Raw genomic sequence first — 16,275 nt, forward strand, 5'->3', positions numbered from 1 at the left:
AAAAGAGGGGGTTACTTGTTGAGTCCCCTCTTTGTTCTGTGAATGGTTATTTGTTTCTAACTAATACGTTCATATTTAGTAATCTTCTTGAAATTAAATAGGAAAAAAGGGCAAATATGACGAACCCAATCCAGTAGCCGATAATTTGGAAAGTCTGTGATCCTCCCCATGGTGCTAGCGAAGAGATGATAATTCCACCAAAAAGCGAAAAGCAAATGATTATACCGTATTTAAAAATAGGGTGTAGCTGCTTGAAAATAAGAAACTCTCCATTATGTTCAATTTTATTTTTTTGATAAAGGAGGATGCTTAATATTGCAAAAATAACGAGCCCGATTAATGGATAAAGGACACTGTTTATAAAGCCATTCGTAGTTGATGTAATGTAAAACAACGGTGTATATGTTTCGACCCAATAAGGGAACTCTCGATAATACGGTTGGGCTCGATGAATATCCATACTAGTAATGATTAGGAAGGCGATCCCTAAAGGAAATATTCCAAAAATAAACGTTAACACTACTTGAGAAATCATTTCTCCTGTAATAGTGCCGATGAAAAGTGCAAAAGTAAAAATAAATAGAAATACGATCAATGGACCAAAGTAAATGTTGGTCATCGTGACGTCTGAAAGGGTATACCTAAATTCTGATTGAAATAGTATTAAGTAAGCGACAAGAAAATTTATCGTATGAAAGCTTATAATCATAAACATGCCATAAATCATTTTAGATAAAAATATATCACGCCTTTTAAAAGGAAAGGAGAAAGTAAAGTCCATTCTTCTCGTGTTTCTTTCCACGCCAATGAGCAGGCAAGCGAGAAAAATGATTGCAATCATAATAAAAATCGGGAGAGCACCTTCAGAAAAGATAAAATAAATTGTCTGACCTGATGACCAATAATACATATTTATTTGACCAAATTCCTCTAGCTCTACTCGCCATGATTCAACTTGTAGCATCGCTTGAAAAGGTAAATGAATAATGTACAGAACGAGTAAAAAAAACATTAATATTTTCGTTTGCTTGAAATTTTGATACCAAAGCGCTTTATGAAACAAATTCGTCACCCCCTAGTTTTGCGATAAAGATATCTTCTAGTGAAAGAGAAAGCTCCTCATATAAAATAGGTGCATGCTCATGAATTAACGATTCAATCTCTTCATCTTTATTAAACAACACTGTGTACACACGTCCAGTTTGATTAATAATGATTACTTTATTTTGAACTACTTCTGGTAATTGTTTTTTGAACACAATTTGTGCTTTTATAAATTGCGACTTCATCGCATCTAATTCATAATGACTATCCACAAGCCCTTCTTTAATCATGACGATTTCATTTGCCATAAATTCGAGTTCGTCTAACCGATGGGAAGAAATAATAACGGACACCTCGTTTACAGCTACTTCTTCCACTAACACTTTGAGTACACGATTTTTTACAATGACATCAAGACCGTCAGTTGGCTCGTCTAAAAGTATGTATTTTGCCTTTGTAGAAAACGCGATGACGAGAGAAAATAATGCTTTCATGCCTTTAGAGTAGCTACCAATTTTCCTCACGTAAGGTAAAGAAAATCTGTTCATGAGCTCATGAAAATAATCAATATCAAAACGAGGATAAATGCTTTCATAAAGTGTAATGATTTCACGTGTGCTGTAGGCTTTTAATGCCTCAGATGAATCGGGGACAAATATTATATCCTGCTTTAATTCGGGATAGGTAAATATACTTTTATCGCTTATACAAACATCGCCTTTAGAAGGCTCCAATATACCTACCATCGTTCTAAGTAGTGTTGTCTTACCTGCTCCATTTCTTCCGATAATACCGACAATACTTCCTGTTTTAATCTCAAAATTAATATCAGACAACACTTCAACACCGTTTATTTTTTTTGAAAGGTGTTTAATTTTCACGTTTTTGACCTCCAATCTCTTTATAAACTTCTTCAATCCACTTTGTAAGCTCTTCCTTTGTTATTCCAGCATAATGGCTATCAATGATAATTTGCTTTAAAGATTGCTTCATATTTTTCAGCAGCCTTGGATCAAATGTGTGTGTGAAGTCTTCAGAAATAAACGTCCCACGCCCACGAATAGTTACAATAACACCTTGCCGCTCTAACTCCTGGTACGCCTTACTCACTGTGTTCGGGTTAATCACCATTTGTGAAGAAAGCTCTCGAACGGAAGGGAGCTTTTCGTTTGGCTGTAAAATCCCTTTTGCGCACATTTCCTTCACTTGGTGGATCACTTGCTCGTATAAAGGAACATTCTTCTTTGGGTCAATGTTGAAATACATCTATTAAATTCACCACCTTAAGAGGATCATCTATCGTATTATGTATTAAGTGTATTACACTGAATAGTACACTTGAAGTATAATCTGCTTTTTATGCTCAAGTCAATACATTTTAAGGAAAAATAAATGAGCAATCGTAATAAATAGGATAATGCTTCAATTTATATTAAAATAAAAGAAGGGAAAAGCGTACAAATGTGATATACATCATGAAAGATAGAAGGTTAACAACATAAAATATAAAGAGAAAGAGGAATTTTTATGAGACATGTGTTAGTTCTCGGAGGAACGCGATTTTTTGGTAAAAGATTAGTACAAAAGCTTATTGATAACGGTGACAATGTTACTGTCGCTACTCGAGGAGAGACGGAGGTTAAATTTGATGGAACAGTAACTCGTGTGAAGGTAAACAGATTTGACCGAGAGTCGATGACATCAGTATTCCCAGATAAAAAGTGGGATATCATTTACGATCAGATTTGCTTTTCGCCTGATGACGCACAAGATGCATGTGATGTATTTGCGGGGAAAGTAAATAGATATGTGCTGACGTCTACGCTATCAGTGTATCAATTCAATGAAAAAGCCGCTAAGGAAGAAAAAGATTTTAACCCTTTTGCTTATGACATACAATCTGGCAGGAAAGAAGATTTTGATTATAGTGAAGGGAAGCGACTAGCGGAAGCCGTTTTCTTTCAAAAGGCCAACTTCCCAGTTGTTGCACCACGCCCACCAATCGTTTTTGGCTTAGATGATTACACGGAGCGGCTCCAATATCACATAAGAAAAATATTGCGCGGTGACAAAATTGGAATTGATAACGTAGAAGCAAAAATTTCTTTCGTAGATTCTGAAGACTTAGCACAATTTTTATTTTGGATAGGCCATCAAGACTTTGTTGGACCTGTAAACGCTTCTGCCCCCGATCAAATAACATTAGGTGATATGATTGCTTTAATAGAACGGAAAACAGGGGGAAGAGCAATAGTGAAAGCGTCTTTATCGAAAGAGGAAAGTTCACCAATGAATTTCCCAACGTCTTACTATCAAGATGTCGCGTTCGCCAAAGCCGAAGGATACACATTTAAGCCGTTATCTGAATGGTTTGAACCACTAATTGAAGCACTTGTAAAAAATGAAAAATCTACTTAATTTTTGTTCTACTCTATGTGGTTGGAAAACGCCAGTGTTCAAGTAATAATAAATCAGCGAAAAAAACAAAAGGAGGCACTGTGTGATGAAACAGGATCAATCTTGGTCTGCATCATTAGAGCATGGCGAATACGCTCATGATCAAGCGCTCGTTATTCAACATAGTATTGAAGCAGTAGATGAAACTGCAACTGGAACGTATGTGAATCTAGTAACACCAAATGAATTTGGCAACCCAGAAGAATATTTAACAGAAGTGCTCATAGAAAAATTCGGCAGCAGTATTAACGTGCAATATAAAGATGAATGCGGCTGTGGCGGACACGTGTTGAGGGTGTACAAATAGAAGCGGACCCGGGAGAAAGCGAACCCGGGTTTAACCTTCTCACGAATCAATTTTAGAGGAATCTAAAGCAAGAGCTAGCATGAACAAATGCTGAAAACGAGGTACCATCTAACACAAGCCCCCTAGACGAAAGACCCCCTATAATAATTTCACTCATACAAAAAACCCAGGCAAAAACAACCCGGGTTAATAAATAGTAGGTAAATGGTATTTTCAAGGCTATTATTCAAACATCATTTGATTGACGAAAGTTCGCATTGCATATCCTTGTGCAGTTTCGCCTGCGGAAATATATACTTGCATCTCTATAATATAGGTGTCGCCCTCGTGTTGACGTATCGCATAATAACGCTTTGATGATTCCTCATCTTTTAACCATAGTCCTTCAGCGTCAACATTCTCAAAAATCGTATTCTCTAATTGAGTGTATTCAACATAGCCGTCAATTTCATATTGATAATAGAGCTCTTCTAACACCGCATTTAAGTTGTTTATATTTTCACGACGAGTGACACTGAAGTAAAAGTCTCCCATATAGCTAATTTCTTCAAAAAATCGAACAGTATCATTTGCTTCGTATACGGATAGAACTTGTTCATCCCATCCGAACTCAGGTACAACATAAGTGGAAAAGCCTAAATCTTCATTGACATATAGCTCATAATTAATTTCTGATTCGATTCCTTCTGGGTAAATCGTTTCCGTAAAGGACGACTCACGATTACTTAACGTTGAAACAGTTTCAGTTTCTTCTCGTTCTTCCTCACCTGATTTTTGTTCCCCTTCATTATTAACGGGAGGTGTTGCATCGCTATGTGTATTTCCATCCCCATTGTTACCGGATACTATACTATTATCTCGCGTGTTTAGTTCACCAGATTGGCTAAGTTCATTTTGAGATAAGTAGGAACCGATAAAAATGGTAGCGACGAGAAGAAAGACGATTGAAGCAGCAACCATTGGTATGTTCCTTGTTAAAGGAAAGCCGCGTCTTTCTTTATTTTTTTCAACGTCTATTGCTTGAAAAATGTCATTTGTAGATGTAGTTTTCGGCATTTTTTCATATTTAAACTTTATCTCTTCCATACCTCTTTCAAAACGCTCTTGACTCATATTCGTAGCCTCCTTCCTCTAAAGATGCTTTAAGCTGATCCTTTCCGCGCTTTAAACGAGTTTTTACAGTTGCTTCTCGCATAGCCAATATAGCTGAAATATCTTTGATTGAAGCTTCATGGAAATAAAATAGGACAATTGGTACGCGATATTTTTCGTCTAAGCACTGAATCGCCTTGTGTAAAATAGCTGCATCCTCAGATAAATCTAAGTTTTCCTCGTAAAACACTGATGGTTGTGCCTGAATTGTTTTTAACACCTTTGATTTCTCCCTGTTTAATTTACGGAAGCTATCCTTTGCGACATTATGAGTCACGCTATATAGCCATGTAGAAAACTTCCCTCTAGAGTATTTATGGAGAAACCGATACATTTTAATAAAGACTTCTTGCGTTACATCTTGTAAATCCTCTTCTCGAACGCCGATTTGCCGGGCAAAACGTTCAACAGTTGTTTGATAGGTCGCTATTAACTGTTTAAAAGCTTCTTCATCACCAGACAATGCTTTTTGAACTAACATACGATCATTTAATTCACACATGCTTTCCGGCCTCCTTTCACTTATTAAACTAACGATTGTATGTAAAAGTTTCATTATTTGAAAAAAATGTTGCCAAATGTGAGTGGCGGTGCTACTATAAGTAAGTGAAATTACCGATATTTAGCAATGATGAAAAAGAAGGAAGGAGGAGAACAGTATGAGAAACGCAATTTTAGTAGCGCATGATATAAAATTTAATACTTGTGCTGTGACTCCTAATCATTTTCCTTCGTTTTTTAAAATATTAGGCTCTGTTAAAAGCTAGTATTGATTTTCACGACACGAAAGGTGGCGAGACGCCTGCGGTAAGCTAGCGTCCTGAAGTGAAAATCAACAACAAAGTTTAACATATCCTAAAATTAACAATGGGTTGTATGTCACACACTTCGGTGACGTACGCCTTTTTTCTATTTTATCGTAACTTAGTAGAGTAGGGAACTTTTTCTCTAATAAACTATTTGCGGGGACACATGGGCTTACTCACGCTCATGTGTTTTTTTTAGATAAAGTAAATTTGGCGGTGGAATTGATGGCACGCGTATTAGGAAGAAGAGCACTACTACATGAAAGAAATGTGGCATCATTTCTTCACCGCTTCTTACGACATTGACTTAGTAGTATTTTACTACAGCTTATATGGTTACCGGTCAAAAAGACCGTCAACATAAATGAAATGTTAGGAGGAAGTTAAGATGATTTTATTTTTTATTAAAAGGAAGCAACTCACAAAGGAGGAAGTGACAGGTGGAGGATAGTAAGTTTAACAATTTGAAAAGACAATTGAATAGGAGATGTTAATATGTTTTCAGTTTTAAAAAAGCTAGGGTGGTTCTTTAAGCGACATTGGAAAAGGTATACGATCGCAGTTACTATATTACTAGTCGTCAGTTTACTAGAAGTATTACCACCTAGAATGCTAGGGATTTTCATAGATGAATTAAATCAAGGTCAGTTAACAGCAGAAAAACTAACCTTTTATATTCTCTTTTTATTAGGACTGATGGTCCTCATCTATTTCATGACATTCGTTTGGATGAGGCAGCTATTTGGAGGCGCTTTTATTATAGAGCGAACATTGAGGTCAAAGTATATGCACCATTTGATGAAGATGACACCAACCTTCTATGAAAAAAATAAAACCGGTGATTTAATGGCGAAAGCGACGAATGATTTAAAAGCTATCTCTGTCACGACGGGTTTTGGTGTGTTAACTTTGATAGATTCCACAGTATTTTTAATTATCATTTTATTTATGATGACATTTTTAGTGAGCTGGAAGCTAACACTTGCTGCATTTTTACCACTCCCAATTATGGCGTGGATTATTAAACGATACGGCAAGATCATTCACGAACGTTTTACGAAAGCACAGGATGCATTTGGAAATATGAACGATCAAGTGCTTGAATCGATAGCGGGAGTCCGTGTTATTCGTGCATTTGTAAAAGAAAAGGACGATCAGCAGCGATTCGAAAAATTAACAAATGACGTTTTACAAAAAAACATTTCTGTTGCGCGAATTGATGCTCTATTTGAGCCGACGATAAAAATACTAGTAGGAATAAGCTATATGATTGGTTTAGGCTATGGAGCATATCTAGTTTTTCATAATGAAATTACGTTAGGGCAGCTAGCATCGTTCAACATTTATTTAGGAATGCTTATTTGGCCGATGTTTGCATTTGGTGAACTCATGAATATTATGCAACGTGGAAATGCATCGATGGACCGTTTAAATACGACATTGTCATATAAAGCAGATGTAATATCAAGTGACAAATCAGTTTTTGTAGAAAGACCTGAAGCTATATCATTTAACAATTTATCATTTCAATATCCAGGGGTAAGTGACACTGCTTTAAAAAATATTGTGTTGCATGTTGCTAGAGGAGCAACAGTCGGTGTTGTAGGTAAAACTGGGAGTGGAAAAACGACATTATTCAAGCAACTGCTGCGAGAGTATCCCATTGACGCGAACAAATTGCACATCTCTCATACACCGATTGAGAGAATCTCTTTAAAGCAGTTAAAAGGCTGGATTGGCTATGTGCCACAGGATCAATTTTTATTTTCCAAAACGATTAAAGAAAATATTTTATTCGGTCGTCCTGACGCAGAGGAGTTTGATTTATATCGCGTAATGGACTTAGCTGCAATTACGAAAGATATCGAAACGTTTTCCAATGGAATCATGACTTTAGTTGGAGAAAAGGGTGTGTCACTTTCAGGGGGACAAAAGCAGCGAATCTCTATCGCAAGAGCATTAATCAAGGACCCTGACATTCTCTTATTGGACGATGCATTATCAGCGGTGGATGCAAAAACAGAGGCTTTTATCGTGCGGAACATTAGAAAGGTGAGGCAAGGGAAGACTACGTTTATCGCTGCACATCGTATGTCAGCCGTTCGTCATGCAGATATTATTGTCGTTTTAGAAGGAGGAAAAGTAATAGAACAAGGTACACATGATGAATTAATGGAACAGCGCGGATGGTATGCAATGCAATATTTTAAGCAGCAAATGGAGCAATCAGAAAAGGAGGTGTATCAGCATGAAAGTAAGTAAACGACTTTTTCGCTATGCACTTCAGTTTAAAAAGACAATGATAGCTGCACTGCTATTTTTAGCTATCGCAGCGGCCGCTGAACTCACAGGCCCTTTTATTGCAAAAACGATGATTGATAATCATATATTAGGGATAGAAAGACCGTGGGTTGAGGTAGAAGAAAATGGTGAAGTGTATTATGCTGGTAGCCACTTTGTTCGTACAGATCGATATGATGGTGTGTTAACAGACCAAAAGGAAGTGCAAATTTTCCAATTTGGATTAACCTATTATTTATTGCATGAGAGAGTTATTATGGATGGCAGTAGGCATGTAGAGCATGAGACTTTAATTATCGATCGGCAAGGTGACATCTCTGAATACGCTGTTCAAGCATTAACGGCAAGTGAAGTATTTCAGTTTTTTCAACCTGAAATACCGTATGTTATGTTATTAATGGGTGGCTATTTCATTCTCATTTTGATCGCAGCATTTTTTCATTATCACCAAAGGTTTTTATTACAGGAATCAGCAAATCGCATTATAAAGAAAATGCGAGAAGATGTTTTCGCGAAGGTTCACCAACTACCAGTGCAATATTTTGACCACATACCAGCAGGGAAGATTGTTTCAAGAATTACGAATGATACAGAGGCAATTAGAGAGCTTTATGTACGGGTGTTGGCAACTTTTTTTACGAGTATTATTTATATGACAGGGATATTTATCGCTTTATATTTACTAGACCCATCACTTGCAACGATGACTTTATTCATTGTTCCCGTTATTATTATATGGATGATTTTTTATCGGAAATTTGCTGGGAAGTTTAACCGTGTTATTCGTGAACGGTTGAGTGACATTAACGGTAAAATCAATGAAAGTATACAAGGAATGTCATTAATTCAAGCTTTTGGTCGAGAAAAAGAAGTGACAAATGAGTTTGAAGCGGTTAATAAGGAGCATTTTCAATATAATCGAAAGCTACTTTCATTGAACGCTGCAACCTCTTTTAATCTAGTCAATTTCTTTAGAAATTTAACGTTTGTCTTACTAATATGGTACTTTGGTGGTGGAGCGCTCGGTGTAGGTACGGTATTCACAATGGGTGTTTTGTATGCATTTGTAGATTATATCAATAGACTCTTTGAACCAGTAAATGGCATTGTAAATCAGTTAGCACAGCTAGAAGAAGCGAGAATTGCCGCAGAGAGAGTGTTTACATTAATGGATGAGCCAGGTGTTGAGGTTAATCACACTCATGTTGAAAGGTTTCATGGTAATGTAAGATTTGACAGAGTATCCTTTGCATATGAAAAAGATGAGTATGTATTAAACAATATTTCCTTTTTCGCAAAAAAAGGAGAGACAGTTGCATTTGTTGGTCATACCGGATCTGGAAAAAGCTCAATAATGAATATTTTATTTCGTTTTTATGACCACCAACAAGGAAGGATCACAATTGATAACATAGACATACATTCTATCTCCAAGCAGGCAGTAAGAAAGCATATGGCTATAGTATTACAAGATCCCTTTTTATTTACTGGTACGATAGCTACAAATGTTAGTATGAATGACCCTACTGTTAGTAGAGAAGAAATAGTAGCAGCGTTAGAAAAAGTAGGTGCTATTGAGATGATTCAATCACTTCCAAATGGTATAGATGAAGAGGTGAAGGAAAAAGGTAGCACACTGTCTGCTGGTCAAAGACAGCTCATTTCCTTTGCACGAGCACTCGTATTCAATCCAGCAATTCTCATTCTAGATGAAGCAACAGCAAATATTGATACTGAAACAGAAGAAGTAATACAGCAGGCATTAAATATTGTAAAAGCGGGGAGAACAACATTTGTTATTGCCCACCGCCTATCAACGATCCGAAAAGCAGATCAAATATTAGTTCTTAATAGAGGGGAAATAGTAGAACGAGGCGATCATGAATCGTTAATGGGACAACAAGGCCTATATTACGCCATGTATCAGCTACAAGCAGGCAATAAAATCGATACTGCTTAATAAATATTTCAAACCGAGAGGAATATCCTCTCGGTTTTTTCATACTTTTTTACTATAAGTACAAGTAGTTGTTTATCCATTATTTTGAGAAAAAACAATGAAAGACTAAGAAAGAGGGAGAAATACCTAAATAAAGAACGAAAAACGAACTATATATAGAACAAATGAACTAATATCGATGTTTAATGTAGTACTAAAATAGTATAAACTACGATTAGGTTCTTTATAAAGAACATGAATTCTTTATTAAGGAAAAACTTTGGAGGTGTCTTTGGTGAATTTGAAGAGACTATTATTGTCAGTAAGTTTCGTTGTGTGCGTATTCCTTTTTTCCTTTTCAATTCTTTTTTCACCAGAGTCATCCATTCACATGAATGATCATGTTTCTGTATCGATGCATGAAATGAGTCACGGTTCCCGTAAAGTTGATTTAAGCACCCGTGTATTAAATGAAGTGAAGTTAATGAAGGAGGATAAGGAGTATTTTCATGAGTTTAAAAAAGAAGGTTGGACGTTAATATGGAAGGATGAATTTCAAAATGATCAAATAGATGAAACAAAGTGGAATAGCGAGAACTGGGCAGCGGAGAAGAATAATGAACTTCAGTTTTACACACCTGAAAATGTGCATGTAAATAATGGTTCCTTGCAGCTAGTGTCTAGAAAAGAGCGATTTGGTGGCCGGGATTATACATCAGGGGCGATACATACAATGGACAAGTTCAGCTTTAAATACGGAAAGGCTGAAATAAGAGCGAGACTTCCAAGTGGTCAAGGAGTTTTTCCAGCGTTTTGGATGATGCCTAATATTGAAGGTGTATGGTTGCCGGAAATTGATATTATGGAAATGCTTGGGCATAAGCCAAATGAGATTTGGATGGTTGTCCATTGGTTAAATGAACATGGAGAGTTGAAGAGTAAATCAAATAAGTATATTAGTGAAAATGATTTCTCAAATGACTTTCATACATACGCGGTTAAATGGTCAGAAGAGAAGATAACGTGGTTGATTGATGACGTTGAAGTATTTACTACAGATGCATATATCCCAGATAACGACATGTATCTATATTTAAATACGGCCATCGGCGGAAATTGGCCAGGAAGTCCTGATGAGACAACGATATTTCCTCAAGTTTTTGAAATAGAGTACGTGAGAGTATACGAAAAAAATGAGGAGGGAATATAATGTTTCTTCAAATATCACTCATCTTCGTTTTAATTTTTGTAATTTTCCAAACTTTTTACATGTTTATACCTTTACTTACTATTAAAGGACTAAATAAGTATAAAAAAGTAGATAAAGAAAATGGAGTATCCATTTTAATTCCGGCCTATAACGAAGAGAAGGTAATATTAAACTGTCTACAAGGAATTGTAAATTTGAATTATAACAACGTAGAAGCTATTTTTATCAATGATGGGTCGACAGATAGAACGCTAGATATATTAACACAACATTTACAATTAGTCCCAGTATATAATAGGTTACCAGCAGTAAAGATACCGCACGAAGCTATCATTGATATTTACGCGTCGACGTTATATCCGAAAGTTCTTGTGATAGATAAAAAAAATGGTGGGAAGGCAGATGCATTAAATGCTGGAATTGAATACGCAAGAAAAGAATATGTCGTCACGTTAGATGCTGACAGTATTTTAGACAAAGAGTCTCTTCATGTGATCAATAGTACTTTTTCTGATAATCACATTTTAGCAATAGGCGGTATGGTTCAAATCGGTCAAGGATTTCAAGGCAATTATTTAAAACCGAGACCAACCTTTATCAATCCTGGAATTATACGATTTCAAATATTACAATATTTTACCGCATTTTATATGCACAAATATACGCAATCAAAATTGAAATCTATTACTGTTATCGCTGGTGCCTTCGGAGCGTTTAGAAGAAAAGTACTTTTTGAAGTGGATGGTTTTCGTAAAACCATCGGGGAGGACATGGATATCACCCTTAAAATTCAACGTCTAATAAAAACGAAATATAAGAATCACCGTTTAATCTTTGTACCGCAAGCACTTTGTTATACAGAATGCCCTGAGACCTTCCGTGCATTGTTTAACCAACGTGTGAGATGGCAAAAGGCATTTGTTGACTGTTTCTTTATGTATAGGAAAAATTTTTTTCATAAGCTAGGAGTAAGACTATCATTATTTTTCCTAGGAGATGGGGTGTTACTTGGTACAATCAATGCCTTTACAGCATTACTTATCCCATTGTTCCTTATTTTTAATAGAGATCACTATATGGTTGCACTTGGGTTATTTACAATTACGTTTATTCTTGGGATATTTCAGAGTATAGCCACAATAGAAGTGAGTAAAAGGTTAGGAATAAAGTATACAAGGATGGATTATTTAAGAATTTCCTTATTTATACCATTAGAAATAGTTACCTATAGATTATTAGGAATACTATTTGTTACTATCGGCACATTTATGTTTTTTGTAAATAAGGATAAGTGGGACAAAGCAAACAGAACAGGAACGAATTATCAAATGTACGAAGACGTACCATTGCTTGAAAATCATAAAGCAATGTAATGGAGGTGCGGTATGAAAAGGGGTATTTTTAATATAACATTTGCTATTTCATTTTTAGTTATTTTTTCGATTATTATAAGGTTATATTTTGATGACTTTGCTCAAGCATTGACAGAAGAGCCGAAATACTTCCCACCTCATAAAGCGCTTCCTATTGATAAATGCCAAGAATGGACAAATATTGTTAGAGACTTTGGGATAGAAGTAGAGGAGAGTGTAGATAACGTTACAGTACTACTCTATCATCGAGTTATTCCTGAAGAAGAATTAAGAGACAATCATTATGACCATAATGGGGAGCTATACTCTACCATTCTTGTAAAAGAAGACTTTGAAGAGCAGATGGCATTATTAAAGGATCACGACTATGTGACATTAACAGCAAAAGAACTGCAGCTATTTTTAAAAGGGGAGTTAGGAATTCCAAAAAATAGTGTAGTCATTACATTTGATGATGGGTTTAAAGACAACTATTACGAGGCTTATCCGGTTTTAAAGGAGCATGATTTTCATGCAATCAATTTTATTATTACTTCATTTATTAATGTTAGAGATGTTGATCACGATCCGACGTATTCACAATATTTAAGTGTTTCGGATGTGGAAAAAGGCTGTGATGTATTCGAATACCAAAGTCATACTTATAATTTCCATGAGCGTACATTTAATTTCAAAGCTTTTTTAGAAGTAAAACCTAATGATGAGATAAAAGAGGATTTATTAAGTAGTATAAATAATTTAAATGATAATAAAAGAGCTTTTGCCTACCCTTACGGAGAGTATAATGACAGAACGATCACTATCCTTGAAGAAATTGGCTTTGAGATGGCTTTTACAACAGCCTATACGAATGCAAAAGTAGGAGATAACTTATATGAGATTCCTAGAAAGGAAGTTTATGCAAATACATCTATAGAAGAATTTAAGGTAATAATGGGACTTGATGAAGAACAATAATTGCAAATGGTGATATTTTCTTCACAAAAAGGAGAAGAAAGTTTGATATGATAAAGGTATCCAATTTTTGTGATAGGAGTATGTTATGTATCATTATATAGAGCAATTTAGTCATGCAATTGGCCAACCATTTTTAAATCTAGCCACAAGTGTTGAATCGGTTCCAATTTTGTTTGCCTTACTTTTAGGACTAGTGGGTGCCCTCGCCCCTTGTCAGCTATCTGGTAACATGAGCGCGATTACTTTATATGGAACAAAATCTATTAATCGTGGTATTTCCTGGATAGATACTTTATTTTTCGTTTTAGGAAAAATAGTTGCTTTTTCTGGTATCGGATTGGTGATTTTTTTACTAGGACAAGAAATGCAACAGCAGCTACCGCTTTTGTTCGAACCGATGCGCAAATTGATAGGTCCAGTATTAATTATTATCGGTATATATATGCTTGGTTTATTTCACTTCAGGTGGACCATTACTCTTTGGAAAAGAGATGACAATAAAAAAAGAAAAGGAAAATGGGGGGCGTTTATGCTTGGACTATCTTTCTCGCTTGCGTTTTGTCCAACGATGGCAATGTTATTTTTTATGCTACTAATGCCTCTCACAATCTCAACTTCTTATGGAGTAGTTCTTCCTAGTCTTTTTGCTGTCGGTACTTCTATCCCATTTTTAATTGTTATTTTTATCATCTGGTATTTAGGTCTTAGTGGCCAAGTGATGAGAAAGGGCAGAAAGATTGGTCTCATTGTCCAAAGGATTGCAGGAGGCTTTATGATATTTTTAGGTGTACTCGATATAATGACTTTTTGGTAAACAGAAACATTTAATTGAAAATGATTAAGTAATTCGTCCCAAGCAGTAGTGATGCTATACTACGTGGGGCGAATTTTTATACATTAGCTTTTACCGAAAAGATTCATGTGTGATCCTTTAATAAAAATCCGGCTTTATCTAGTGCTAATATGCCATCATCTAAATCTTCTTCAGATTTTGCTTCTAAAGTGTGTAAGTGGATGCCGTCAGTTAACTCTGATAAATAGGAGGCTTTAGTTGTTATAATATTTTCAATGAATAGCTTTACCTCTTTTCGATTACTGACCATAACAGATGCAGTAATATCACCGTATATGGGGTGTTCCACCTTTACGTCCCTGACGGTTATCCCATGGTCGACTAATAAAAATAACTCTTCTTCTGTTCTTTCAGGAGGATGATAGCAAGCAACGATTCTTGTTAGAGGTTCTTGTTTACTCGGTTTTTCAGATAATATATACCCATGATTCGTTGCTATAATAGGTATGTTTTTTGCTTTCAATAAAGAGATATCTTGAACGATCACTTGACGACTCACATTCAGTTCTTCTGCTAAAGCTCCCCCAGTTTGCGGGGCTTCACGCTCCTTGAGCATTGATAATATTTTATTTCTTCGTTCCTCACCGTACCATTTTCTTTTAGTCACGTGACATACCCTCCTTCTTTTCTATACAGTTTTTTATGATCTTTGCAGTTTCCATAACATCGTCTCGTGTATTGTGAATACCGAAAGAAATTCTGAAAAAGCGCTTTGCTTCTTGATACGTTTTTTGTAATCCTTTCATCGCAACAGAAGGCTCCTGTTTACCAGCTTGGCAGGCACTGCCGGTAGATATACAAATACCAAATCGATCTAAAGTTAAAAGCATGTATTGACCTTCAATGCCTGTAATCCCCATTCCGACAATATGTGGAAGTTGCGAATCAACAGCGCCTTCAATCGTAATTAATTGTTCGTACTCCTTTAGCTCTTGTAGGAACAGGTCTCGCAATCGCTCTATTTGAAAATAAGACGTGCGCGATTGCTGTACTGCTTCTATAGCAGCAGTAGTAAAAGCAGCAATTCCAGGTGTGTTGACTGTACCTGGGCGAAAGCCAAATTCATGTGAGGTCAGTGGGTGTACGGAAGACCATTTCGTTTTTTCAGAAAGGTAAACCGCACCAACACCTTTAGGGCCATAAACTTTATGACTAGAAACAGAGATGGCATCAATAGGAATTTCGTCAACATGTATCGGTATTTTAGTAAAAGATTGTACACAATCACTATGAAAAAGGATGCCATGCTCTCGTAATAATTTTCCTATTTTTGCAAGATCCTGAATTGTCCCAATTTCCGAGTTAACATGTTGTATTGATGCTAAAATTGTATCAGATCTTATACTGCTTTTTAAATGTTCAAATGAGACTACACCGTTATGATCTACTTCTAAATAGGTGACTTCAACCCCGTCTTTTTCAAGGCGGTGGAAGAATGAATGAACTGAAGGATGTTCAATTATTGAGGTGATGACATGATTTCCATGATGCTTATTCGCCTCATAGAGTGATTGTAAAGCTAAAATGTTTGATTCTGATCCTCCACTAGTAAAATAAACTTCATTTGCTTGACTATGGAATATTGAAGCGATTTCTTTTCTACATTGCTCTAATAGCTGCTTTGCTTTTTCTCCCTGCTCGTGCAAACTGCTCGTATTTGCAAAATATTCATGCGTAGTTTTTATATATACATCTAATGCAGCTTGTGTCATTTTTGTTGTAGCTGCGTTATCTAAATATATCATCGTTTACCCCTCATTTTCCTTTATATTAGAATGTCTAACAAACTATTAAATAACCAACTACTACAAAACTTTTATAAAATCTCTTGTCATTAGTTTAAATTTATGTAAATATAGGTGTCAAGACACATGTA

The 16,275-nt window shown here is 35.8% G+C and carries 15 protein-coding genes; 8 read left to right on the forward strand and 7 right to left on the reverse strand.

Going from position 1 to position 16,275, the window contains the following annotated elements:
* Window positions 1–46: 46 nt before the first annotated feature.
* The 3 genes from BCELL_RS07180 to BCELL_RS07190 are packed head-to-tail and all read right to left on the reverse strand — an operon-like array spanning window position 47 to window position 2,310.
* Entirely contained in the window at window positions 47–1,063 is a 1,017-nt protein-coding gene (locus BCELL_RS07180) for an ABC transporter permease subunit (protein ID WP_013488020.1), read from the reverse strand.
* The gene (locus BCELL_RS07185; RefSeq protein WP_013488021.1) at window positions 1,053–1,925 is read right to left on the reverse strand and encodes an ATP-binding cassette domain-containing protein; all 873 of its coding nucleotides are present in this window, start codon (window positions 1,923–1,925) and stop codon (window positions 1,053–1,055) included. Before BCELL_RS07185 ends, BCELL_RS07180 begins: the two co-directional genes overlap by 11 nt.
* Entirely contained in the window at window positions 1,915–2,310 is a 396-nt protein-coding gene (locus tag BCELL_RS07190) for a GntR family transcriptional regulator (protein ID WP_013488022.1), read from the reverse strand. The genes BCELL_RS07185 and BCELL_RS07190 overlap by 11 nt, the downstream gene beginning before the upstream one ends.
* A gap of 261 nt (window positions 2,311–2,571) precedes the next feature.
* Here BCELL_RS07190 and BCELL_RS07195 point away from each other — a divergent pair, with 261 nt between their 5' ends.
* Both BCELL_RS07195 and BCELL_RS07200 read left to right on the forward strand, forming a co-directional pair.
* Window positions 2,572–3,462, forward strand: a complete 891-nt coding sequence (locus tag BCELL_RS07195) for an NAD-dependent epimerase/dehydratase family protein (RefSeq protein ID WP_013488023.1) — start codon at window positions 2,572–2,574, stop codon at window positions 3,460–3,462.
* Between the two features lie 85 nt (window positions 3,463–3,547).
* Entirely contained in the window at window positions 3,548–3,808 is a 261-nt protein-coding gene (locus tag BCELL_RS07200; RefSeq protein ID WP_013488024.1) for a CGCGG family putative rSAM-modified RiPP protein, read from the forward strand.
* 222 nt (window positions 3,809–4,030) lie between these two features.
* Here the strand turns inward: BCELL_RS07200 and BCELL_RS07205 are convergent, their stop codons facing one another.
* Both BCELL_RS07205 and BCELL_RS07210 read right to left on the reverse strand, forming a co-directional pair.
* Complete coding sequence (locus BCELL_RS07205) at window positions 4,031–4,921, reverse strand: hypothetical protein (RefSeq protein WP_013488025.1); 891 nt, start codon at window positions 4,919–4,921, stop codon at window positions 4,031–4,033.
* Complete coding sequence (locus BCELL_RS07210; protein WP_013488026.1) at window positions 4,902–5,462, reverse strand: RNA polymerase sigma factor; 561 nt, start codon at window positions 5,460–5,462, stop codon at window positions 4,902–4,904. The genes BCELL_RS07205 and BCELL_RS07210 overlap by 20 nt, the downstream gene beginning before the upstream one ends.
* 799 nt (window positions 5,463–6,261) lie before the next feature.
* Between BCELL_RS07210 and BCELL_RS07215 the strand changes: the two genes are divergently transcribed.
* From BCELL_RS07215 to BCELL_RS07240, 6 genes are all read left to right on the forward strand, one after another.
* Window positions 6,262–8,028, forward strand: a complete 1,767-nt coding sequence (locus BCELL_RS07215; protein WP_013488028.1) for an ABC transporter ATP-binding protein — start codon at window positions 6,262–6,264, stop codon at window positions 8,026–8,028.
* Window positions 8,015–10,027 (forward strand): ABC transporter ATP-binding protein, encoded by a 2,013-nt coding sequence (locus tag BCELL_RS07220; RefSeq protein WP_013488029.1) that lies wholly within the window; start codon window positions 8,015–8,017, stop codon window positions 10,025–10,027. The genes BCELL_RS07215 and BCELL_RS07220 overlap by 14 nt, the downstream gene beginning before the upstream one ends.
* Window positions 10,028–10,301: 274 nt before the next feature.
* Window positions 10,302–11,216 carry a glycoside hydrolase family 16 protein gene (locus tag BCELL_RS07225; RefSeq protein ID WP_013488030.1) on the forward strand — a complete coding sequence of 305 codons (915 nt, stop codon included), beginning with the start codon at window positions 10,302–10,304 and terminating at the stop codon, window positions 11,214–11,216.
* Window positions 11,216–12,589 (forward strand): glycosyltransferase family 2 protein, encoded by a 1,374-nt coding sequence (locus BCELL_RS07230; protein WP_013488031.1) that lies wholly within the window; start codon window positions 11,216–11,218, stop codon window positions 12,587–12,589. The genes BCELL_RS07225 and BCELL_RS07230 overlap by 1 nt, the downstream gene beginning before the upstream one ends.
* A gap of 12 nt (window positions 12,590–12,601) precedes the next feature.
* Window positions 12,602–13,546 (forward strand): polysaccharide deacetylase family protein, encoded by a 945-nt coding sequence (locus tag BCELL_RS07235; protein ID WP_013488032.1) that lies wholly within the window; start codon window positions 12,602–12,604, stop codon window positions 13,544–13,546.
* An 85-nt stretch (window positions 13,547–13,631) separates the two neighbouring features.
* Window positions 13,632–14,360, forward strand: a complete 729-nt coding sequence (locus BCELL_RS07240) for an urease accessory protein UreH domain-containing protein (protein ID WP_013488033.1) — start codon at window positions 13,632–13,634, stop codon at window positions 14,358–14,360.
* Window positions 14,361–14,463: 103 nt separating this feature from the next.
* Here the strand turns inward: BCELL_RS07240 and BCELL_RS07245 are convergent, their stop codons facing one another.
* Both BCELL_RS07245 and BCELL_RS07250 read right to left on the reverse strand, forming a co-directional pair.
* Window positions 14,464–15,006 (reverse strand): transcription repressor NadR, encoded by a 543-nt coding sequence (locus BCELL_RS07245; RefSeq protein WP_013488034.1) that lies wholly within the window; start codon window positions 15,004–15,006, stop codon window positions 14,464–14,466.
* Window positions 14,999–16,144: an IscS subfamily cysteine desulfurase gene (locus BCELL_RS07250; RefSeq protein ID WP_013488035.1), complete on the reverse strand. Its 1,146-nt coding sequence runs from the start codon at window positions 16,142–16,144 to the stop codon at window positions 14,999–15,001. The genes BCELL_RS07245 and BCELL_RS07250 overlap by 8 nt, the downstream gene beginning before the upstream one ends.
* Window positions 16,145–16,275 lie beyond the last annotated feature (131 nt).

The organism is Evansella cellulosilytica DSM 2522, assembly GCF_000177235.2.
Taxonomy (GTDB): domain Bacteria; phylum Bacillota; class Bacilli; order Bacillales; family Salisediminibacteriaceae; genus Evansella; species Evansella cellulosilytica.